The sequence below is a fragment of the Kitasatospora sp. RG8 genome (genome assembly GCF_017813315.1).
GTDB lineage: Bacteria > Actinomycetota > Actinomycetes > Streptomycetales > Streptomycetaceae > Kitasatospora.
Map to the genome: position 1 here is coordinate 104,825 of NZ_JAGIYX010000008.1, position 20,529 is coordinate 125,353.

The window sequence follows — 20,529 nt, forward strand, 5'->3', positions numbered from 1 at the left end:
CCCCGGCCATGGAGGGGCGGACCCCACGGAGGCTCGCGGGCTACTCGAAGAGGACGTAGAAGCCGCCGTAGGCGATTCCCAGCCCGACGCCCGACGGTACGCGGCCGATCACTGCCGCGTCCTGGAACCCGGCCGGGCACTCGACCGGGGACCCGTTGTCGTCCGTGGTCAGGATGCCGCTGATGTTCGGCCCGGCCGTGTACAGGATCGGGCCGAACGGCCCGTACCTGTTGTCGTCGGGATGCGCGACCGAACAGGCGACGACCGCCAGGGGCGTGAATTCGAGCTTGAAGCAGTAGGCCCCGAACGGAATTGGTCGACCGTCACTCAGGGCCTTCGCCATTCCCGTGACGCCCTGGGAGGAAATCAGGTTGCCCGGGTTGTCGACCCTGGCGAATCCACGCGCCATGGCGGGACCTCCTTCGACGGGCCGCACACGCCTGCCGCCCGGTTCACCGTAACGCCGATGCGGCGGTGCGGCGAGGCGGCGACGGCCGCCCCGCACGACCGGAACTCGCAGCTGCCGCAGCGGATCCGCACGACCGCGGGCCACCGGAGGCCGGCGCCCGCCGTCGACGTGCTCCGGCGGCGGCACTCCCTCATCCGGCATCAGGCATCCGGCATCGGGCATCGGGCATCCGACCGGCGAACAAGATCCGCCAGAATTGAATGTCACTGTCTCATCAATGATGCACAAGGAGTCACCAGGAACGGACAAGCGTTCAATTCCCGCCCGTCCAACCGAAATCCTGTCCCTGCGACTACAGTGCGATTCCTGAGCCGACTTCCGGGAACGTCGGCGGCAGGTGTCCAGGAGAACACGGTCGATAGCGGAGACATGTCAGAAATCGGAATACCGACGCACCGGAATCCCGGTCCCCGTACGGGGGAAGCCGGGTCCGCGAGGGTATTGCCGCTGTCCGCGGCCTCGCGGCCGGGCGGCGCGGGGCTGGACTTCGCCAGGGTGCTGAGGGAGGTCCCGCACGGCCGCCTCTCCGGGACGCTCCTCGTGACGGGTGACCCCGGCGGCCGCTTCCACCTCGAGGACGGCGTCATCCTGGAGGTCGCCTCCCCCGGTTCGCCGGGAGTCGAGACCCTCCTCCTGCGCTCCGGCCGGGTCACAGAGGCCGACTGGGCGTCGGCGGCCCGGGCCGGGGCCGCCGGGAGGCGCGTGGGCGCCGAACTGGTCGCCCGGGGACTGGTCGGCTCGGCCGAACTGCAACTGATCTGCGCGATGGCGGCGCTGGACGGGGCCCTGGCGATGGGAATGGGCCGGATCGACCGGGTCGCGCTCGACCCCGAGCCGCCGGCCACCTGCTTCGCCGCTCCGGAGGGCGTCGAACCGGAGTGGCTGAGCCGCGAGACCGAGCGGCGGATCAGGGCCCTGGGCGGACAGCCGGTCTCACCGTTCCGCGACCGGTTGTCGCGGACCGACGCCGGGACCCGGCTCCTGGACGACGGGATCGCCGGCGAACGGCGCGACATCCTGCAAAAGGCCAACGGCAGGCGCAGTTCCCGGGACATCGCCTTCCTGCTCGGACGGGGCCTCTACGCCGTGACGGTCGAGGCCTCGCGACTGCTGCACGAAGGGCTGGTCGACGTCGCGCCCTCGGCCACGGGGGCGGCCGACGGGCCCGCCCCCGCCCCGGAGTACGGACGGTCCCCGGAGCCGACCGGTCAGCCGGGCCGCACGGAGGACGCGTCGCGACTGCCGCGCCGCCGGCCGGGGACCAGCGGGATCACCGGCGTCCTTCCCCTGCGCCCCGTCTCCGGACCCTGGCGGCCCCCGGCGGCGCTCACCGCGGAGGACCGGCGGTTCGGCAGCGCGCAGTAGCAGTCACCGCGGACGTACCCGGCGCGTGCCGGTGGATGAACGGACCGGGCGGCGACGGCTCGTCGGCGCCCGGAGACCAATCAACGGGAGAACCGTGACAGACAGACATGACCAGCTGGCCGCAGAGGTGCGGGTGCTCCGGGACCGCGTCGTCGGAGTCACCGACGTCGTGGTGGCCTCCGTCGACGGGCTGGTGATCACCTCGGAGACGGACGAGACCGCGGGGGCCGAGGGCCTGGCCGCCCTCACCGCGGCCTCGTTCAGCATCGCCCGCCGCGCCGGCAGCATGAGCAGCAAGGGCCGGCTCCACCACACCGTGTCGCAGTTCACCGACGGCTACCTGGTCGCCCGGGCCGTGGGCGACATGGCGCTGATCGGGGTGCTCGGCGACGCCGGCATGGACGTGCAGCGACTGCAGGCCGAGGCCCAGGAGTCCGCGGAGCGGATCAGCGTGCTGCTGACCGCGGCGAGCGGCCAGGGCGAGGCCGACCATCCCCACCGGTAGCCGGGCTGTCGACCACGGAGTCGACAGCGGCGCCATTCCAGGACGACACGGAGAAGGAGCGCAAGTGAGCGGGTCGGAAGCAAGAGGGTCCCGGAGCATGGCCGAGAGGATCGCGAGCCTGGTGAAGACCCTGCGCGCCGAGGTTCCGGACTGCGTGGCCGCGGGGGTCATCGACATGTCCACGGGCATGCTGCTGTCCGTGGAGACCGTGGACTCGCACCCGCCGGAGGTCCTCGACATGCTGGCGGCGGCCACCCTCGACCTCTTCCAGGGCCGGAACGTGGTGATGATCGAGGGCATCTTCAAGGAGCGGCGCGGGGTCGTCAGCGACCGGCACTACTTCCAGGAGATCCTCGTCAACAGCGACAACCTGGCACACCTCTTCCTGCGGATCGACAGCACCGACGAGATCGTCGCCGTGGTCGTCTGCCGCAAGACGGTCAACGTCGGCATGCTGTTCGCCCAGGCCCGGAGGGTGCTCAAGGACCACGGCCGGCTGTGACCGCTCCGCACGGCCCGGCCGGCGTTCCCCGCTCCCGGCGGGCGCGCCGGCCGGGAGGCGTAGCCTTCGTCCCGTGTCCTTCGAGTACGCGGAGCGCGCGTCCCGGCTGCCCGGCGCGGTCGTGTGGACGAGGGGAGCCGCCGGGCGGCCCGTCGGCGGGCCGGCGTCCGCGCAGGCATCCGGCCAGCCGTCCGTGCGGCTCTCCGCACAGGCGTCGGTGCCGCTCTCCCTCCAGGCGCCCGCGCCGCCGTCCGTCCTGCCGGACGGCTGCATGGACCTGCTGTGGACCCGGGGCCGGCTCCTCGTCGCCGGGCCCGACACCCGTGCTCACCGGCCCGGTGCCGGCGGTGAGGGGCCGTGGGCGGGCGTCCGGTTCTACCCCGGCACCGCCCCCGCCCTGCTCGGAGTGCCCGCCCACGAGCTGAGGGACCAGCGCGTCGGCCTCGCCGATCTCTGGCCCGGTGCCAGGGTCCGCCGTCTCACGGAACGCGTCGACGCGGCGCCGGACCCGGCCGCCGCCCTGGAGGACCTGGCGGTGCTCCTCGCGGCCGAGGCCGAACCCGCCGACCCGCTGCTCGGAGCCGTCGTGGCGTCCCTGGAGGCCGGCCGATCCGTCACGGCGACCGCCGAGTCGGTGGGGCTGGGCGCACGACAGCTCCACCGCCGGTCCCTGGGCGCCTTCGGCTACGGCCCCAAGACCCTGGCCCGGATCCTCCGCCTGCAACGCGCCCTCGCCCTGGCCCGCTCGGGCGTCGCCTTCGCGCAGACCGCCGCCGTGACGGGCTACACGGACCAGGCCCATCTGGCACGCGACGTCAGGGAGTTGACCGGGGAGTCGCTGAGCGGACTGGTCCGGCGCTAGGGTCCGCCGGCGGACTCCCGTCGTCCGCCCCTCCGCCCTTCCCGCCCGTCCGCCGGTCGGGCGGTCGGGCGGTCGGGCGGTCGGGCGGGAAGGGGGGCCGGGCGGGAAGGGGGGCCGGAGAAGGACCCCCGGCTCACCCGGCCGCGCCGGGCAAGGGTGCGAGGAGGTCGACGCCGTTGCCGTCCGGGTCGTGCACCGTGGCATAGCGCTGACCCCAGAAGGCGTCCCACGGCTTCAGCTCGCCGTGGTAACCGGCCGCGACCAGGTCCTCGTACACCGCGTCGACGTGCTCGGGGTCCGTGCAGCGGAACGCCAGCCCGATCCGGCCGCCCCCGGCCGGCGGGCGCCACGACGGGTGGAAGGACCGGACGGTCTCCTCGGTGTCGAGGACGAGGAGGAGACCGCCCGGCAGTGCGGCCTCGACGTGCGGCTGGTCCTCGCAGCCTTCGGGGAACCCGACCCCGAGGCGCCGGTAGAAGGCCAGCGACGCGGCCAGGTCAGAGACGACGAGACCGATGAAGGCGAATTGCGGTGCTTGTACGGTGTTCATGGCCCGCAGCCTAGGCAGCGGGCGGGCGACGGGTCTTGGAGAAAACGGACATCCGGCGGTCAGCGGTGCCCGGACAGCAAGTGCCCGGCGGCACGGAGCCCGGCGGTCAGCGGTGACCGGTGGTGCGATGGCCGTTCGCGCGATGGCCCGCGCGCCGGGTGAGGGCGAGCAGCGTCGCGTGGACCGCCCAGGCCACCGCCGTCCCCACGGAGGACAGGCCCAGGGACAACCGGACCTGACGGGCGGTCAACTGCGCCCGGCAGCCGGCCTCGCCGGGGTCGCAGCCCGCGAGACCGTCCATGACCGTGAACCAGAGCAGCAGGGCGACGACGCCCGCGCCGTACGCGGCCAGCAGCCCCCGGGAGAGCGGCAGCGGCGCGTAGCCCCGGCCGGCCAGGAGTGCGGCGGTCACCTGGGCGGCGCAGACCACCGGCACGGGGTCCCAGCCGGTGAGCGAGACGCCCGAGAGCGGCATCAGGACACCGAGGCAGGCCGCCGCGGCCCCCGCGGGAACGCCGAACCGCGTGAGGAGCCCGTCCGTCCGCAGCGGTGGGCCGAAGCCGGGGAAGGTGTGGGCCATGCCCTTGCGCCACGCGACGCGGAGCCCGACGAGCGGGACCAGCCCGGCGGTGAGGACCAGCGGCGTCAGGACCGTCGACATCCGGGCGGCGGCCAGGTAGAGCACGCTGCCGACGAAGACCAGCAGCGCCGGGACGGCGGGAGCGATGAAGGACACCGCGAACAGCACCATGGTCGGCAGGCCCAGCAGGAAGTCCAGGGCGGGGGCGAGACCGACGGTCGACACGCCCAGGACCGCGAGGAGCACCAGACGGGGACGGCGGTGGCGGAGCACGACCGGCATCCACGTCCGGGCCACCAGGGCCAGCCACCGGGCGATGCCCCAGCCGCACAGGCAGAGCAACACCGCGTACGGGACGGCGATCTCGGCGCCCCTGCCGTCGAGCGTCGCCAGGTTGAACACCCCTGCCGGCGCCAGCAGGCGCGACACTCCCAGCCCGGCCCCGAGCCCGAGCCCGGCCTTCCGGACGAGGGCGGGCGGGACGCCTCCGGGCGCCGCTCCCGAGGCCTGCCACAGCACGGTGCCGGCCGCGCCGACGAGCAGCGTGGCGACCGCCACCGCCGCCACCGTGTCCGTGACGACACCGGTCCGGGTGCCGCCGCCGATCGGACCGAGCCGCAGGAACTCGTAGAGGAACTCCGCGGCGGCCCCCACCGCGCACATGTCCCAGAAGCCCGTGGGGAAGAGGACCCGGCCGTCGTCCAGCGCGGCGTCGCGCTCGGCGAGCGACGGGTGGACCCGCAGGGCGGCCGGCCGGCGGGCGGTGGCCGGCACGGACGCCAGGCCGAACTCGGCGAACAGCCTCCTCACCGGGGCCGCGGACCCCTCCCACTGCACGACGCGGGCGTCCGCGTGCAGTTCGCGGCTGCGCAGCACGGCGTTCCTGAGGAGCGTGACCAGCACTGCCAGGACGAGCACCTCGACGGCGAAGGCGAGGATGGTGGCCACGACCGGCCGCTCGTCGATCGTGACGGCGCCCGTCAGGGAGATCAGCGCCATCGCCAGCAGGGGCGGCCCGGTCATGCGCCAGACGATCAGGGTGAGGAAGGTGACGTCCACGTCCCGGTTCCGGATGTGCGCGAGCTCGTGGAGGACCACGGTGCGGAACGCGCCCCGGTCGTCGGCGAAGAGCTTCACCAGCCCGCCGCTCAACACGATCCGGCGCTGCCCCACCCGGCCGAAGGCCAGGGCGGAGACCCCCGCGTCGAGGGGCTCGAACAGGAAGGAGACCCGGGCGCGCACGTCCGTTCCGCGGACCACGTCCTCCAGATACGCCGTGAGCTCCGGCATGCCGGCCGTCGGGCGGTAGCCGCGCCGCCTGCTCCGCCACTTCGGCAGGCAGACGTAGACGCAGGCGACGGCCAGCAGCAGACAGGCCGTGGCGGCGAGGGGGATCAGCCGGCCGGTGGCGGCGCGCGGGTCCCGGCAGTCGAACTCGTAGTCGGGGACGGTCACCGTGGAGTCCCCCGCGCGCAGCCGGGCCGCGGTCTCGGCCGCGCGGGTGGCGCACTCGGAGTAGTCGAGCGTCTCTCGGAGGTCCACCGCGGTGAGGAGCACGGACGAGGAGCCGTTCAGCAGGATCGCCCCCGCTGCGGCCACCACCGCGATCAGCAGCACGAACCGCACCGTGGTGCCGGACGGCAGGCCCGTCGGCCGTGGGTGCCGCTGCCCCGGGCCCGGCCCCGCCCCGGCCCCCGGTGCGGGCAGCGCGCTCACTGCGCGGCTTCCCCGGCGTCCTCCCCCCGCCCGGCCTCCCGGGCCGGACCCCGGGCCATGGTGACCAGTTCCGCCACGATCCCGTCCGCGATCGTCCGGGCCTGCTCCTCGGGGACCCGTAAGCGCAGCGCCGCGTCGACGGCCACCTGGCGCACGGTCGTCAACTGCTCGGCGGAGAGCCGCTCCACCGCCTCCGCGGCGGGCTCCGCACGCCTGCGCCGGAACAGGGCGCGCACGCCCCGCTCGGCGGTGTCCGCGGCCTGCCCGGCGGCCCGCTCGGTGAGGTGGTCGAGCACCCGGACGGCCACCGCGAGGGCCGCGGTGCTGAGCAGCGCCGCGGCGGTCTCCAGCCCGAGCCCCAACGGCTCGTCGCGCCGGACGGCCTGGAGCCGCTTGCGCGGCGGCGTGCTGTGGAACGCCTCCGCCGTCATGGCGAACTGGGCCAGCTCCTGCGGCGCCACCGCCTCCACGGCCCGCCGCGCGAGCCTCGTCGCCATGGTGCTGTCGTATGCGCGCATGCCAACCCCCCGGTTCGCCGGTCCCGGACACCCCGCATTGTGGCGCAGGAACGTCGCCGGCACAGCCCTGCCGGAGGGCCTTGGCCAAGCTGTGACCGACGCACGCCCGCCGCTCCCCCCGGCCCGGGCCCGTACGCGCACGGCCCCTTCGCGGACGGGTCCGGTCGCGTACGGGCCGGTCACGCGCGACGCCGGGCACGCACGGGCCGGTCGCGCGACGCCGGGCACGCACGGCGCCGATCACGCGCGGCCGTCGTGCGGCAGGAGGCCCTGTCCCCCCACTGAGACAGGGCCTCCCCCGCGCCGTCACCGGCGCGGTCAGCGGGCGGCCGGCTCCAGGACGTCGTCCGGCACCGGCTCGACGGGCTTGCGGTCGGGCCGCAGCGCGATCACCAGCAGGACCGCTCCGGTGAGGGCGATCAGCATGGTCCAGGCCGCACTGACGTGCATGGCGTGGATGAAGGCGTTGTCGGCGGCGTGCGCCAGCGCGGGCTCGTGGGCGGCGGCCGCGGCGTGCCGGGCCTGCTCGGCGGAGATCCGCGCCTGCTCCCGCAGCGGGCCGGGCGTGTCCTCGAGCGCGGGCTCGATCGCCCGGCGGTACACGATGGACATGATCGTGCCGCCCACCGCGATCCCGAGCAGACTGCCGGTCTGCCGCACGGTGTTGGTCACCGCCGAACCGGCACCGGCGCGCTCCAGGGGCAGGGTGCTCATCAGCGCCGCCGTCACCGGGCCGATCACCATCCCGATCGACAGCCCCTGGACCAGGTACATGATCTCGTTCCAGAAGAGCGGGGTGTCCAGCCCGAAGAACATCAGCGAGCCCATCGCCAGGCCCGCCGTGGCCAGGGCCGACGCGGTGACCGAGCGCAGCGACCAGCGCCGGGAGAGCCGGACGCCGAGCGGCGCCCCCACGATCGAGCCGAACGCCGCGGGGGAGAAGGCCAGACCGGCCTGGAGCGGCGAGAAGCCGCGTGCGCCCTGGAGGTAGAAGGCGCCGTAGAAGCTCGCGGAGGTCATCGCGAAGAGCAGCATCCCGAGCGCCGCGTTGCCGCCGCCGAACATCCGCCGACCGAGCAGCCGCGGGTCGAAACTGGGCTGCCTGGTGCGCAGTTCGACGAGCACGAAGGTGGCCAGGAGGGCCACGCCGGCCGCGATCGGCACCCAGACGCCGACCGGGGTCCAGGAGGCCACCTGCCCGGCCCGGATCAGCCCGTAGGCCAGGGAGGCGAGCCCGCTGACCGACAGCAGCAGTCCGGCCGGGTCGAGCGGACGCCGGGTGGGGCTGCGGAAGTTGGGGACGAGCACGGTGATCCCGATCAGCGCCAGCACCACGACCGGGAGGTTGATGAGGAAGACCGAGCCCCACCAGAAGCGGTCGAGCAGGAGTCCGGACAGCAGCGGGCCGGCGGCGATCCCGACCCCGGCGGACGCCGAGGAGATGCCGATCGCGGTCGCCCGCGCCGGACCGGTGAAGGTCCACATGAGAACGGCCATGGCGGCGGGCATGATCAGTGCGCTGCCCAGGCCCATCGCGGCCCGGCCGGCGATCAGCTGGCCCGCGTCGGTGGCGTAGGCCGCCCACAGCGAGGAGCCGCCGAAGACCACCATGCCGGTGGCGAGCACGGTCCGGTGCCCGAAGCGGTCGCCCAGGGCGCCCGCGCCGAACATCAGGGTGGCGAAGACCAGGGTGTACGAGCCGGTCGCCCACTGGAGTTGGGCGGGGCTGGCGCCGAGACCGCGGACCGGGTCCGCGAGGGTCTCGAAGGTGGTGGTGAGGATGCTGTTGTCCAGCCAGATCAGCAGCGAGGACAGGAGGAGCACGGCGAGGATGAGCTGCTGCCTGGTCCTCGGCAAGGTCGGGGGCGTCGTCATGAGGGCCTTCGAATAGGATCGACAAGAACCTGACGGGATCAGTATGCACAACCGTCAGGAACCTGTCGATTCTGAGGAGGCGGAACGTTGGATTCCCACGGGGCGGCTGTCGGCTCGCTGACCTTCCTGGTCCGCAAGGTCTGGCTGAACATGAGGTCGGCGATCGCCGCGGAGCTCAAGGCGTTCGGGCTCTCCACCTCGCAGTACGCCACGCTGCTGATGGCCGAGTCACAGCCCGGGCTCTCGGCCTCGGACATCGCCCGGGAGGTGGCGAGCTCCCGTCAGGCCGCCAACGAGATGCTGGTCGGCCTCGAACAGGAGGGCCTGATCGAGCGGCGCCCCAATCCGACCGACCGGCGCAGCCAGCAGATCCACGTCACCGAGGCCGGGCAGTCCCGCCTGTCGGAGGCCCGCACCGCCGTCGACCGCTGCGAGGAGCAGCTGGAGGCCGCCTTCTCGGCGGAGGAGCGGGCCGCCGTCCGGCACTGGCTGGAAGGCGTCTCCAAAGCCTGCCACTGAAGCGCTTCCGCGGTACGGCGCGGGGCCGGGAAATCAGGGCCACCGCGCCCGTTCCGGCCCCCGGCCGGACCGGAAGGCGTATAGCCAGATTTGACCGAAGTCCGACTTGAGCGGCCCCTGTCAGACGACTACAGTTTGACCAGGAACGAGCCAGAGCCAAACTCATGGGGGAATTCGGATGCTGGCATCCTCGGGCAATGACCGGGCAACAGTCAATGATCGGAACATTATTTCCGCCGCCGAACAGGACGGCCTTATCGAGCAATTCGGGAATGCGGGCCAGATGCGAATAGCGGCCCTGCAGTCCATGACCCGGTCCCGGCATGCCGTGATCATCTCTGCACCCAGTTCGGAATGGTACAGCGGGGAGCGCCTCCAGATGGCGCGGGAAATCCTTCAGGATGGGGTGCGGCGAAAACTCTCGGTCCGGGTGCTCTACCACCGGGACGATCTTCCGCACTGGTGCACGCCGGAGTACCTGCTGTCCGCCGGGGACCGCGGTATCCAGGTGCGGGTCACCGACACCAGACTCCAGGAGCTGGCGATCGTGGACTCCCAGGTCGCCTTCATGCGCACCCAGGTGAGCCTCTCCCAGGAACAGTGCATGGCGGTCTGGGCACCGCCGGTCATCAAGAACATCCAGTCACTGCTCACCGCGACCTGGAACGCCGCGAGCGAGCCGATGAGTTACCTGCGCAACCTCCGGTCGGAGTTCGACGAAATGGACCGGCAGGTCATCCACGCACTGGCCTTCGGCCACAAGGACGAAGTGGCCGCCCGAAATCTCGGCCTGTCGCTGCGCACCTACCGGAGGCGGGTGGCGGAAATCATGTGCCGACTCGACGCGAATTCACGGTTCCAGGCCGGCGTGCACGCGCTCCGGGACGGCCTGCTGAGCCCCGGGGATCCTGACGGGGAATTTTCGTACCGGCACTCCGCCTGATCCTCCACCACATGCCTCCCACCCGTCGGCAGATCGGGTGGGAGGCATGTGCTCGTTTTCTGGAGAATTCGCGGAGGCATTCCATGCGACGTCCTGCGCAGTCGCGCGGCCGCTGCGGCCCCACCGGGCCCCGCGCCCGGCACGGCCCCGCAGGGTCGGGCATCGGCACGGCCCCACCGGGCCCGGCGCCCGGCACGGCCCCGCAGGGTCAGGCGCCGGCGCCCGTCCACCAGGTCGGGGGCACCTGGACCGCGCCACCGGGCGCCGCCGGGCGCAGGATCTGACGGGTCTGCCGGCCGACGGCGAGCAGGGTGCCGTCCGCACTCCACATACTGCTGGACTCCACGGCCCAACTGTCACTCGCCTGATCGGTGTTGACCCGTACGAGGGCCCAGTCGCCGCTCCCGGCGAAGGACAGGCCGTCGGCGAAGTGCACCGAGTACTCGGCGGTCGGCACCGACACCAGCTCGGAGGTCGCCGCGTAGACCGCCGGCGGCATCGCGTCCAGCAGGACCAGCGCCGCCCCGGCCGGGGTCAGGTCGGGCTCCCGGAGCCGGATCCAGGCCGTCATCTCGGGGTTGGTCCCGCCGCCGAACGGCCGCTCCTCCCCCGCCATCCTGGTCTCGAAGTGGCCGGTGTACGGGAACATCCGAGCCGGGAACCCCGCGTCCGGGCAGTCCTCGGGAGCCGGTACGACCGGCGCCGCCGGCGCCTGCAGGGTCGGCTTGTCCCCCGCGGTGCCGAACAGGGCCGTCGCCAGGGCCACCGGACGCTCGTGCTGCACGAGCGTCGAACGCACCACGGCGCTCGTCCGCGACTGGCGGACCACCTCGGACCTCACCAGCAGCGGGCGGTCCGACACCGGTGCGAGGAACGAGCTGTGCACCGCCCTGGGGGCCAGGTCCCCGGTCAGCTGCTCACCGGCGTGCCGCAGCATCATCGTGGACACCCGGCCGCCGAGAGCACCGGCCCAGGTCCGCCAGGACCTGTCGATGGGCGGCAGGGCGTTCTCGGTCGTGGTGGAGTCGTTCATCCTTCGTTCCCTTTCGTCGGACCGGCCGTCGGGAGCCGGGGTGCCGCGTCGGCGCGCCTCAGGCCGCCGGGTCGCCCGGCGGGCGGATGCCGGCGGGCAGGTGGTCGTCGGCGGTCCGGCCGAGCCGGCGCGCGGCCGAGTGGCCCTTGCTCTGCACGGGCTTCAGCGAGCCGGCCCGGGCGAGCCCGATGCGGCCCATGTTGGCGTAGACGGTTTCGTACTGTCCGTCCTTCACCAGGTAGGTCTCGTGCCAGATGCCGACGTCCCCGGACGCGTGGACGGCCCGGTTGTACCGCCGCCAGGACGGCAGGTGCGGGTCGTCGGTGTTCCGGGCGAACGCCTCCAACTGCTCGAAGCTGCGCCAGTACTGGACGACCGCGGGACCGACTCCGGCGATCAGCGCGAAGTAGCTGCACAGCGCCCCCTTTTCGGGGTGCTCGCGCAGGTCCTTCACCATGCCGAACATCGACCGGAAGACCGGCCACCACTTGTGGATCCGCCAGGGGCGGTTCACGTGCATGCCGATCAGGAAGACGACGAAGTCACCCTCGATGTCCGCGGTGTAGCGGCCGCGGTGGACCTCTGACATGAGGCGCTGCTCCTTCTCTCGTACGGCCGGCTCACAGCGTGAGGAGACCCGACTCGATGGCCCGGACCACGGCGAGGGTGCGGTTCGGGCAGTTGAGCTTGGCCAGGACGATCCCGACCAGGCGCTTGACCCCGTGCTCGGAGATGCCCAGCGAACGGGCGACCTGCCGGTTGCTCGACCCGCCCGCGATCAGCCGCAGCACCTGGAGTTCGCGTGCCGTCAGCGAGACCGCCGCCCGCCGCGCCGCCGCCTCGTTCGCGGCCTGGTCGGACGCCGTCACGGAGCGCCGCACCAGGGACTCCGAGACGTGGAACCGCCCGGCCGCCACGTCGGCGACCGCCAGGCCCAGGGTCTCCGGGCTGAGGTCCGCCCAGTCCAGGAAGCCGTGCGCGCGGTCGGCCCACGACTGCTCGACCACGGTGGCCGGGTCGACCAGGACCAGGACGCGGATGTCGTTGGTGCGCAGGGTGTCGGCGGTCTCCTCGGGGAGCGGGCCGACCGCGTCGCCGGACGAGATGATCAGCTGACCGCCGGAGAAGCCCGCGAGCTCGCCGAGGTCCGCGCAGGTGCGCGTGGTCAGCCGGGGGTCGAGCGAACGGAACATCCCCTCGACGCCGTAGCGCCGCATGTGATCACGGATCATCAGGACGATCGCGGTGGTGCCGCCCGTCCCGGCGCGGTCGGCCGTGACGGGCGTCGCAGCCGTCCCGGTCGTCGCGGCCGTCACGGTCGTCCTGGTCGTCGTCGCCGTCCCGGTCGTCGCGGCCGTCGCGATGGTGTCGATGTCGATGTCGATGTCAGTGTCGATGTCGAGCGTGCTGGTCGGCACGGTGCCTCACTTCCCTGCAACGACCGTCACCCGGATGCCGATCGTTGGATTGACTTGACCTCGCAGAACTCCTCCAGTCCGAAGCGGCCGAGCTCGCGGCCGTTGCCCGACTGGCGGTACCCCCCGAACGGGGCGGCCTCGTTGAAGGCCGCGCCGTTGATGTCGACCTGGCCGGTGCGCAGCCGCCTGGCCACGGCCAGTGCACGGTCCGGGTCCGCGGAGAACACGGCGCCGCCGAGGCCGTAGCGCGTGCCGTTGGCGATGGAGACCGCCTCGTCCTCGGAGGAGTACGGGATGACGGACAGCACCGGCCCGAAGATCTCCTCCTGGGCGATCACCGCGGTCGGACTCACCCCCGCGAAGACGGTCGGGCGGACGTAGTAGCCGCGGTCGAGCCCGTCCGGGGGCGTCGGACCGCCGGCCGCGAGCCGGGCGCCGTCGGCGATCCCGCGCTCGATGTAGCCCCGTACCCGGTCGCGTTGGGCGGCGGACGCCAGCGGACCGATCCGGGTGCCCGGCAGGGCCGGGTCGCCGACGGTGAAGGCCGCCGCCGCCTCCGCGGCCGCCTCGACCGCCTGGTCGTGCAGCGCGGCGGGCACCAGCAGCCGGGTCCAGGCCCAGCACATCTGGCCGTTGTTCATGAAGCAGTTCGCGACGCCGGCCCGTACCGCGGTGAGGAGGTCGGCGTCCGGCAGCACCAGGTTGGCGGACTTGCCGCCCAGTTCCAGGGCGACCCGTTTGACGGTCCGCGCCCCGAGTGCCGCGACGCTGCGGCCCGCCCCGGTCGATCCGGTGAAGGAGACCATGTCGACGTCCGGGTGGGAGGCGAGCGCCGCACCTCCGGGCCCCGTCCGTGGACGACGTTGAGGGCACCGTCGGGCACCCCCGCCCCGCGGACGACCTCGGCGAGGATCATCGCGGTCAGCGGGGCGATCTCGCTGGGCTTCAGCACCACCGTGTTCCCGGCCAGCAGGGCCGGCGCGACCTTGGCGACGGCCTGGTGCAGCGGGAAGTTCCACGGCGTGATCGCCGCAACCACGCCGACCGGTTCGCGGAACACGGTCGAGCGTCCGATCTGCTCGGTCCAGGCGAAGTCCTCGGCGACGGCGGCGGCCCCGGACGCGACGGCGACCGGCAGGGACGCCTGGACCCGCTGCGAGAACACCGCCGGCACGCCGACCTCCGCGGTGACGGCCGCGGCGATCTCGTCCTGCCGGGCCGCCAGCCCCTTCGCGACCGCCCGCACCGCGTCGACCCGCTCGCGCAGCGGCACGCCGGACCAGTGGCCGAACGCCCGCACGGCCGCCGCGACCGCGAGGTCCGCGTCCGCCGCGGTGCCCGCCGGCACCACCGACAGGCGCTCCTCCGTCGCCGGGTCGACGACGTCGATCCACTGCGTGTGGCCGGTGGTCCGGGTGCCGCCGATCCAGTGCGTCCGCGCGGGTACGGAGGCGCTCATCCGCAGCCGCCCGCGGTGTCGTTGCCGAGGCCGCTCACCAGCCCGGTGAGCTCGGCCGGGATGCCGTCCATCGGGTCGTCGTCGATGTCCGCGACGAGCGGCACCGGGCGACGCAGGCCCGTCAGGCTCTCCGTCTCCGCCGCCCGGGGACCGGCCGGGTTCGCCGTCATGCCGCCCTGCCCTTCCGCTGCCACTGCTCGAATCCCGCGATGAAGTCGTCGAGGCGGTCCAGTCCCCAGTAGCGGTGGGGGCCGATCTTGAAGTAGGGAGCGCCGAACACGTCGTCCAGGTAGGCCGCCTCCATGGCGTCCATGCCCTCCTGGCGCAGCTCCTCGTCCTCGGGCGCGGCGACCAGCGTCGCGCCGTCGAGCCCGGCCGCGTCGGCGATGCCGCGCAGCGTCCCGCGGTCGCAGATGTCCTCGCCGCGGCCCCAGCGGGCCTCGACCATCGCCCAGTACAGGATGTTCTGGTCGCCGGTGCGCTTCGCGGCGAGCCACGCGTGGTGCGGCAGCACCCACCACGGCTCGCGGTCGACCGGCCAGGTCACCTCGAAGCCGAACCGCGCGGACAGCCGCTTGACGTCCTGGAGGATGTAGAGGTGCTTGGCCTTGCTCATGTCCGCGTAGTGCAGCTCGATCCCCCGTTCGTCCATCGACTTCCAGGTCTGCGCGTCCGGGTAGAAGTACGGGATCATCTGCATCTCTTCGAGCGCCTGCGGGCAGCGCTCGGCCAGCAGCCTGCTCGCCATCCAGCTGTAGGGGCTGTGCAGGGAGAAGTAGAACTTCGGGGGGTACCGCTTGCTCACGGGGTCGCTCCTTCCGGTCCCGGCCGTTGCCCGGCCTTCGTGAATGCGGGTGTCGTGCGGAGCAGGAACTCCGCGACCAGTTCGGCCACCCGGTGCGGCTGCTCGATGTGGCAGAAGTGCGTCAGCCCGTCCTCCAGGCGGATCTCCGCGGACGGCATGGCCAGGCCGAGCGCCTCGGCGCGGGGACCGCTGATGCCGGCATCGGTGGTCCCCCCGACCACGAGGGTCGGCACGGTGTTCGCCGCGAGGTCCAGCCCGGACGAGGAGATGAACTGGTCGAACAGGGCGAGGAAGCCCTCCGGGCCGATCCGGTCGAGCGCCTTCTCGGCCATCAGGTCGACCAGCTCCGGGCCGATCCGCGCGGCGCGCTCACCGAGGCGCGCCCGCAGGCCGGCCTTCATGACCGCCCGGAAGTCGGCGAGCGACCGGTCGAACATCGGCCAGTCCACCGGGACGGAGGTCAGGCGGTAGAACGGCGAGAGCAGCACGACGGCGTCGAGCCGCCGCGCCGCACCGGACGTCAGCCAGTGCAGCACGGCGTTCGCACCCATCGAGTGGGCGACGACCACGGAGACCGGCTCGGGGACGATCTCCAGGGCCCGTTCCACCCACTGCCCGGCCGTCCCGCCGGCGCGCCAGCCGTAGTCACCGCCGGCGCGCCACGGGAGGTCGATCGCATAGCAGCGGAACCGGTCGCCGAGCCCGTCCGTGACCGGCTTCCAGCTCTGCCAGTCGTCCTCCAGGCCGTGCAGCATGGCCACCACCGGAGGGCGGGCCGGACCGTGCGCGCTGAGCGACACGCCCTCGACCACGGACTGCGCGACCGGTCCCCGGTCGCTATGCGCTCGTCGCACGGCTCCACCCCCGGACCACGGCCACCCCGGCCATCCCCTCGGAGGTGAGCGAGGTCACCAGCGAGACCGCACCGTCGCGGGCGGGGTTGTTGCGGTGCTCCGCGAGCAGCGCGGCCAACTGCAGGCCCCCCGCCGCGGAGTAGGTCTCACCTACCAGTTCCTTGACCGGCAGGAGGTTCGGGGTGCCGGTGCCCAGCGCGGTCCTGACGGCCGCGAGCTCGATCGCGTCGCGCCTCGGTGAACCGGAGAGCGACGGCGCGACCGCCCACACGTCGGCCGCGGCGACACCGGCCGCTTCGAGCGCCCGGGTGATGCACTCCGCCAGGCCGGCGGCCGGGTCGTCCTCGCTGCCGGGCTCACCGTAGAGGCCGCCGTCGACCGCCAGGATCTCGGCGTCGAGGCTGCGGCCGGCGGTCCGCACGGCCTCGGCGTCCTCCAGCACGAAGAACGCACCGCCCTCGCCGAGTTCGACGCGGCCCTCCGCGGTGCCGCGGGCCCGGTGCGACGCCCAGGCGCGGGTCGGCGAGAACTCCTCCACCACCCCGGTCACGGCGGCGTGCACGTAGCCGTTGCGCACCTTGTTGCGGGCGTACCGCAGGGCGGTGAGGAAGGCCATCTGCCCGCCGGACACCGTGGCGTTGACACCCTTGAGCTTGTGCCAGATCGCCGTGGCGCTCGCCGCACCGTTCATCACCGCGTACGGGAAGAGCAGCGGGTTGACGAGGTACGGCTTCTCGCTGGTGTACATCTCGTGGATGAAGTCCGACATCGCCTGGGGCCCGCCGCTGCTCAGTCCGAGCACGAGCCCGATGCCGCCGTCGGCCTCCTCCCCGCGGGCGAGGCGGGCGTCGTCCAGGGCGAGCTTGCAGGCGACGACGGAGAGCGCCGTCGACCTGTCGAAGAAGCGCGTCCCCTTCTTGCCCAGGTACTCCTTGGCGTCGAAGCCGGGGATCGCGCAGGCGGTCGCGGACGGGAGCTGCTGCTCGAACATCCCCGTCACGTCCGTGCGGCCGCTGCGGCGCTCTCCCCAGGCCTCGGAGAACTCCTCCGCGCCCGACCCGATGGCGGACAGGACCCCCCATCCGGTCACGGCCAGGGCGCTCATTCGTACCTCCCGAAGATCGTGATGGCGTTGTTGCCGCCGAAGGCGAACCCGTTGTTCTGCACGATCCGCACATCGGCGGCCCGCGACACGTTCGGCACCACGTCAATGCCCTCGAAGGCCGGGTCGAGCGTGTTCAGGTTGATCGTCGGCGGCAGGAAGCCGTCCCTGATCGCCAGGCAGGAGGCGATCGCACCGAACCCGCTCGCCGCGCCCATGGAGTGGCCGAGCATCGACTTGATCGAACTCACCGGGGGGAGCTCGTCGCCGAAGACCTCGCGCAGCGCGGCGACCTCGGCGGAGTCGTTCGACGGCGTGCCGGTCCCGTGGGCGCAGATGTAGTCGATCTCGCTCTGCTTCACCCCGGCGTTGGCGTGGGCCCGGCGGGTGCACTCGGCGATCGACGTCGCCAACGGCGACACCATGTGGTTGGCATCGCAGTTGAGCCCGTAGCCGAGCACCTCGGCGTAGATCTCGGCCCCTCGGGCGAGCGCCGAGTCCAGCGATTCCAGCAGCAGCGCGGAGCTGCCCTCGCCGATCAGGATGCCCTTGCGGTCGGCGTCGAAGGGCGTGCACACGTCCTTCGCGAGCGCACCGAGCCGGTAGAAGCCGGCGACGGCGAACGCGCACATGGCCTCCGAGCCACCGGCGATCATGTAGTCCGAGTCACCCGCCGCGATGACGTCGTAGGCGTAGCCGATGGCGTAGTTGCTCGCCGAGCAGGCGGTGGCCAGGGTCACCGCCTCCCCGTGGATGCCGAGTTCGCGGTTGGCGGCGACGGCCAGCCGGTAGGCGGGGATCCTCTTGACGAGGCCGCCGATGTCGGCGCCGGTCCCCTCGGCCAGCCACTTCTCGTACGCCTCCTCGTGGAGGCGGGTCTCGGCACCGGTCGTCCCGAAGACCGACCCGGCCCGACCGCGCCGCAGTTCGGCGCGGTCCAGGCCGGCGTCCTCGACCGCCAGCCGCGCGACGGCGGCCGCGGCGAGGCTCGCCGGTCCCCAGGCGTCGGGGTCGAGGTTGGTGACGTAGTCCGCGGGGCTGACGTCACCCAGCTCGTTCGCGACGTTGTGCGGGAAGCCGGAGGCGTCGAAGCTGCGGATGGGCCCGCTGTTGCTCGCGCCGGCCCGCAGGCCGGCCGCGAAGGCGTCCGGGCCCACACCGATGGTCGACAGGGGTCCGAGGCCGGTGATCACCACACGGCGGGGCATGTCAGATGTTCCCGTCGGAGTATTCGACCAGCGTGTCGTACACGGCGCGCAGGTTCACCATGTCGGCGAGCCGCTCCTGCGGCACCGACACCTTGTACTTCTTCTCGATGCGGGCCAGGATCTCGATCGCCCGGAGCGAGTCGGCGTCGTGGTCCTCGATGAAGCTGCTGGTCTCGGTGATGTTCTCGGGCTCCTCCTCCAGGACCTCCGCGATCATCTCGCGCAGCTCGTCCATGACCTGCTGGTTGGTCGCAGTCGACATCTCGTTACCGCTTTCTGGGTTGGGTGTTGGGGGGTTGGGTGTTGGTCGTGGTGCTCTGGACCGCCGGTCCGGGAACGGACCGGCGGGTTCTGCTCCGACGTGACGTCAGGCCTCTTGTGCCGCAGGCGTGTTGGGCCGGATGACCGCGATGGCCTCGCCGACGGTCATGACCGGCTCGTCGCCGACGAGGCTCCGGCCGGACAGGAAGGCGTTGGCGCCGACCAGCTGGTCGATCTTCAGCTCGTGCCGGACGGTGTCACCCGGGTACACCGGGCGGTGGAACTCGACATTGCGCGCCGCGGCGAATATCAGCGTCCCGTCCAGGCTTTCGCCACGCGTCCTGATGCTTTCCAGCCAGAGCACGGCACCGCTCTGGCCGAACGATTCGATGAGCAGCGTCTTCGGATAGGAATAGGCGGACCGGCCGAGCCCCTCGGCCATTCCCGCATAACAGGGCTCGCTGCCGGAGACGGCCTTGGTGGTGACGATCCGGTCGAACGGATGCCATTCCAGGACGGTGTCCACCAGGAGTATCGGGTGGCGGTGCGGAAGGATTCCCCGGATTGCGGCGTGGTCGATCACCGGCCGCCTCCGTCCACGACCCCGTAGGACAGCCTCAGTTTCGCCGCGGTGGCGCCGGCGGAATTCCGGCAGCTCGCGTTCACGGCCAGCGCGTCGCCGTCGGCGAGAATCGTGCAGGACACCTGGAGCGTGTCCCCCGGGAGAACCGGGGTGGTGAACCGCACGGACTTGACGGTCGTCAGGTCCGCGATCCGGCCGGCGCCGAACCGGCGGGCGACGAATTCGTCGACCGCCTGGTTCACCGACTCCATGATGAACACGCCCGGATAGATCGTGAATTCCGGGTAGTGTCCGTCGAGGTACGGGTCGGCGGCGTGGACGGCCTTGACCGCCGTCACCTCCGTGTCGCCGACGAGCGTGACGCCGTCGACGGCGGCCAGCGGTGCGGCGCGCCTGCGCGGTCGCGTCGCGGGTGTCTCCGGCATCAGAACGCGATTCCGCCGTCGACCTGGATGACCTGGCCGGTGATGTAGGCCGCGCGGTCCGAGACCAGGAACGACACCAGGTCGGAGACGTCCTCCGGCTCGCCGATCCGCTTCATCGGGATCATCCCGAGCGCGGCCTTGCGAGCCTTCTCGCCGAGCCCCGCGGTCATGTCGGTCTCGATGAACCCGGGGGCCACCACGTTGACCCGGACGCCGTACCCGGCCACTTCCTTCGCCAGCGCCCGGCTCATGCCGTGGATTCCCGACTTCGCCGCCGAGTAGTTGCTCTGGGTCGGGTTGCCGAACACGCCCGCGACCGACGAGATGTTCACGATGACGCCGCTCCGGCGCTTCATGAACCCGAACACCACGCTGCGGCAGAAGTTGTAGGTGCCGGTCAGGTTGGTGTCGATGACCGCGTGCCAGTCCGCGGCCGGCATCAGGACCATCGGGTTGTCCTTGACGATGCCGGCCGAATTGACCAGCCCGGAAATCCCGCCGAGCTTCTCCTCGACGGTCTTGACGAACGCCTGCACCGATTCGAGGTCGGCCACGTCGCACGGCGCGTGGTAGCACTCCACGCCCAGCTCGCGGATTTCCTTCTCGGTCTCCTCGGCCGCGGCGCCGCCGGTCCGGTAGCAGAACGCGATATCGAACCCGTCCGCCGCCAGCTGAAGCGCTACGGCCCGACCAATTCCCCGGGAGCCGCCGGTGACAACCACACAGCCTTGCTCGCTCATTGCTTCTTCGACCCCTTTGATCGCGATGGCAATTTGAATGCTAGGTCCGCCCGGAGGGCCTTCCCCGGGACTGGCAGGTTCCTGCCATTGGAGGCTTCCGAGGGATTGCCCGCCGGTCCCGGCGGTCTGGACCACGGCCTCGGACACGACGGGACCGCCCGGCCGGTATCGGCCGGGCGGTCCCGTCGTCCCTGCATGAACTCCCGTACACAGGAGTGCCTATGACGCCCAGTCGGA

23 protein-coding genes and 1 pseudogene are annotated in these 20,529 nt (G+C 72.4%); 6 read left to right on the forward strand and 18 right to left on the reverse strand.

Annotated features, from left to right (window positions below):
* Positions 1 to 40 precede the first annotated feature (40 nt).
* Entirely contained in the window at positions 41 to 409 is a 369-nt protein-coding gene (locus J5Y04_RS14770) for a hypothetical protein (protein WP_209412456.1), read from the reverse strand.
* Between the two features lie 555 nt (positions 410 to 964).
* Here J5Y04_RS14770 and J5Y04_RS14775 point away from each other — a divergent pair.
* The 4 genes from J5Y04_RS14775 (at position 965) to J5Y04_RS14790 (ending at position 3,703) form a co-directional block, all read left to right on the forward strand.
* Positions 965 to 1,834 carry a MarR family transcriptional regulator gene (locus J5Y04_RS14775; protein WP_209412457.1) on the forward strand — a complete coding sequence of 290 codons (870 nt, stop codon included), beginning with the start codon at positions 965 to 967 and terminating at the stop codon, positions 1,832 to 1,834.
* 94 nt (positions 1,835 to 1,928) lie between these two features.
* On the forward strand, positions 1,929 to 2,339 hold the full coding sequence (locus J5Y04_RS14780; RefSeq protein WP_209412458.1) for a roadblock/LC7 domain-containing protein: 411 nt from the start codon (positions 1,929 to 1,931) through the stop codon (positions 2,337 to 2,339).
* A gap of 97 nt (positions 2,340 to 2,436) precedes the next feature.
* A complete protein-coding gene (locus J5Y04_RS14785) occupies positions 2,437 to 2,841 on the forward strand; it encodes a hypothetical protein (RefSeq protein ID WP_209412459.1) in 405 nt (134 codons plus the stop codon).
* Between the two features lie 73 nt (positions 2,842 to 2,914).
* Positions 2,915 to 3,703: a DUF6597 domain-containing transcriptional factor gene (locus J5Y04_RS14790; protein ID WP_374106026.1), complete on the forward strand. Its 789-nt coding sequence runs from the start codon at positions 2,915 to 2,917 to the stop codon at positions 3,701 to 3,703.
* Positions 3,704 to 3,836: 133 nt separating this feature from the next.
* On the opposite strand, the gene J5Y04_RS14795 is transcribed toward J5Y04_RS14790, so the two are convergent.
* The 4 genes from J5Y04_RS14795 to J5Y04_RS14810 all read right to left on the reverse strand — a co-directional run bounded on the left by J5Y04_RS14795 (position 3,837) and on the right by J5Y04_RS14810 (position 8,942).
* On the reverse strand, positions 3,837 to 4,253 hold the full coding sequence (locus J5Y04_RS14795; RefSeq protein ID WP_209412460.1) for a VOC family protein: 417 nt from the start codon (positions 4,251 to 4,253) through the stop codon (positions 3,837 to 3,839).
* A 106-nt stretch (positions 4,254 to 4,359) separates the two neighbouring features.
* A complete protein-coding gene (locus J5Y04_RS14800) occupies positions 4,360 to 6,450 on the reverse strand; it encodes a M48 family metalloprotease (protein ID WP_209412461.1) in 2,091 nt (696 codons plus the stop codon).
* A gap of 95 nt (positions 6,451 to 6,545) precedes the next feature.
* On the reverse strand, positions 6,546 to 7,046 hold the full coding sequence (locus J5Y04_RS14805) for a hypothetical protein (RefSeq protein WP_209412462.1): 501 nt from the start codon (positions 7,044 to 7,046) through the stop codon (positions 6,546 to 6,548).
* Between the two features lie 339 nt (positions 7,047 to 7,385).
* Entirely contained in the window at positions 7,386 to 8,942 is a 1,557-nt protein-coding gene (locus J5Y04_RS14810) for an MFS transporter (protein ID WP_209412463.1), read from the reverse strand.
* Positions 8,943 to 9,029: 87 nt separating this feature from the next.
* Between J5Y04_RS14810 and J5Y04_RS14815 the strand changes: the two genes are divergently transcribed.
* Together J5Y04_RS14815 and J5Y04_RS14820 are read left to right on the forward strand one after the other, a co-directional pair.
* Positions 9,030 to 9,461: a MarR family winged helix-turn-helix transcriptional regulator gene (locus J5Y04_RS14815; protein ID WP_245204826.1), complete on the forward strand. Its 432-nt coding sequence runs from the start codon at positions 9,030 to 9,032 to the stop codon at positions 9,459 to 9,461.
* Between the two features lie 178 nt (positions 9,462 to 9,639).
* Positions 9,640 to 10,404: a response regulator transcription factor gene (locus tag J5Y04_RS14820; protein WP_209412464.1), complete on the forward strand. Its 765-nt coding sequence runs from the start codon at positions 9,640 to 9,642 to the stop codon at positions 10,402 to 10,404.
* Positions 10,405 to 10,612: 208 nt separating this feature from the next.
* Here J5Y04_RS14820 and J5Y04_RS14825 read toward each other — a convergent pair whose 3' ends face one another.
* From J5Y04_RS14825 to fabG, 13 genes and pseudogenes are all read right to left on the reverse strand, one after another.
* Positions 10,613 to 11,437: a thioesterase family protein gene (locus J5Y04_RS14825; protein WP_209412465.1), complete on the reverse strand. Its 825-nt coding sequence runs from the start codon at positions 11,435 to 11,437 to the stop codon at positions 10,613 to 10,615.
* A 58-nt stretch (positions 11,438 to 11,495) separates the two neighbouring features.
* The gene (locus J5Y04_RS14830; RefSeq protein ID WP_209412466.1) at positions 11,496 to 12,026 is read right to left on the reverse strand and encodes a DUF4188 domain-containing protein; all 531 of its coding nucleotides are present in this window, start codon (positions 12,024 to 12,026) and stop codon (positions 11,496 to 11,498) included.
* A gap of 31 nt (positions 12,027 to 12,057) precedes the next feature.
* A complete protein-coding gene (locus J5Y04_RS14835) occupies positions 12,058 to 12,855 on the reverse strand; it encodes a response regulator transcription factor (RefSeq protein ID WP_209412467.1) in 798 nt (265 codons plus the stop codon).
* A gap of 26 nt (positions 12,856 to 12,881) precedes the next feature.
* A pseudogene (locus tag J5Y04_RS43965) lies at positions 12,882 to 14,314 on the reverse strand (aldehyde dehydrogenase family protein).
* Positions 14,311 to 14,484 carry a hypothetical protein gene (locus J5Y04_RS14845; RefSeq protein WP_209412468.1) on the reverse strand — a complete coding sequence of 58 codons (174 nt, stop codon included), beginning with the start codon at positions 14,482 to 14,484 and terminating at the stop codon, positions 14,311 to 14,313. Before J5Y04_RS14845 ends, J5Y04_RS43965 begins: the two are co-directional and overlap by 4 nt.
* Positions 14,481 to 15,119, reverse strand: coding sequence for a 2-hydroxychromene-2-carboxylate isomerase (locus tag J5Y04_RS14850; protein ID WP_209412469.1), 639 nt, complete (start codon positions 15,117 to 15,119; stop codon positions 14,481 to 14,483). The genes J5Y04_RS14845 and J5Y04_RS14850 overlap by 4 nt, the downstream gene beginning before the upstream one ends.
* Entirely contained in the window at positions 15,116 to 15,973 is an 858-nt protein-coding gene (locus J5Y04_RS14855) for an alpha/beta fold hydrolase (protein WP_209412470.1), read from the reverse strand. Before J5Y04_RS14855 ends, J5Y04_RS14850 begins: the two co-directional genes overlap by 4 nt.
* A complete protein-coding gene (locus J5Y04_RS14860) occupies positions 15,957 to 17,078 on the reverse strand; it encodes a beta-ketoacyl synthase N-terminal-like domain-containing protein (RefSeq protein WP_209412471.1) in 1,122 nt (373 codons plus the stop codon). The genes J5Y04_RS14855 and J5Y04_RS14860 overlap by 17 nt, the downstream gene beginning before the upstream one ends.
* Entirely contained in the window at positions 17,075 to 18,283 is a 1,209-nt protein-coding gene (locus tag J5Y04_RS14865) for a beta-ketoacyl synthase (protein WP_209412472.1), read from the reverse strand. Before J5Y04_RS14865 ends, J5Y04_RS14860 begins: the two co-directional genes overlap by 4 nt.
* Before the next feature lies 1 nt (position 18,284).
* Positions 18,285 to 18,545 carry an acyl carrier protein gene (locus J5Y04_RS14870; protein WP_148641354.1) on the reverse strand — a complete coding sequence of 87 codons (261 nt, stop codon included), beginning with the start codon at positions 18,543 to 18,545 and terminating at the stop codon, positions 18,285 to 18,287.
* A 105-nt stretch (positions 18,546 to 18,650) separates the two neighbouring features.
* Entirely contained in the window at positions 18,651 to 19,127 is a 477-nt protein-coding gene (locus J5Y04_RS14875) for a 3-hydroxyacyl-ACP dehydratase FabZ family protein (protein ID WP_209412473.1), read from the reverse strand.
* On the reverse strand, positions 19,124 to 19,552 hold the full coding sequence (locus J5Y04_RS14880) for a 3-hydroxyacyl-ACP dehydratase FabZ family protein (protein WP_209412474.1): 429 nt from the start codon (positions 19,550 to 19,552) through the stop codon (positions 19,124 to 19,126). The genes J5Y04_RS14875 and J5Y04_RS14880 overlap by 4 nt, the downstream gene beginning before the upstream one ends.
* Positions 19,552 to 20,439, reverse strand: coding sequence for a 3-oxoacyl-[acyl-carrier-protein] reductase (gene fabG, locus J5Y04_RS14885; protein ID WP_307853119.1), 888 nt, complete (start codon positions 20,437 to 20,439; stop codon positions 19,552 to 19,554). The genes J5Y04_RS14880 and fabG overlap by 1 nt, the downstream gene beginning before the upstream one ends.
* Positions 20,440 to 20,529 lie beyond the last annotated feature (90 nt).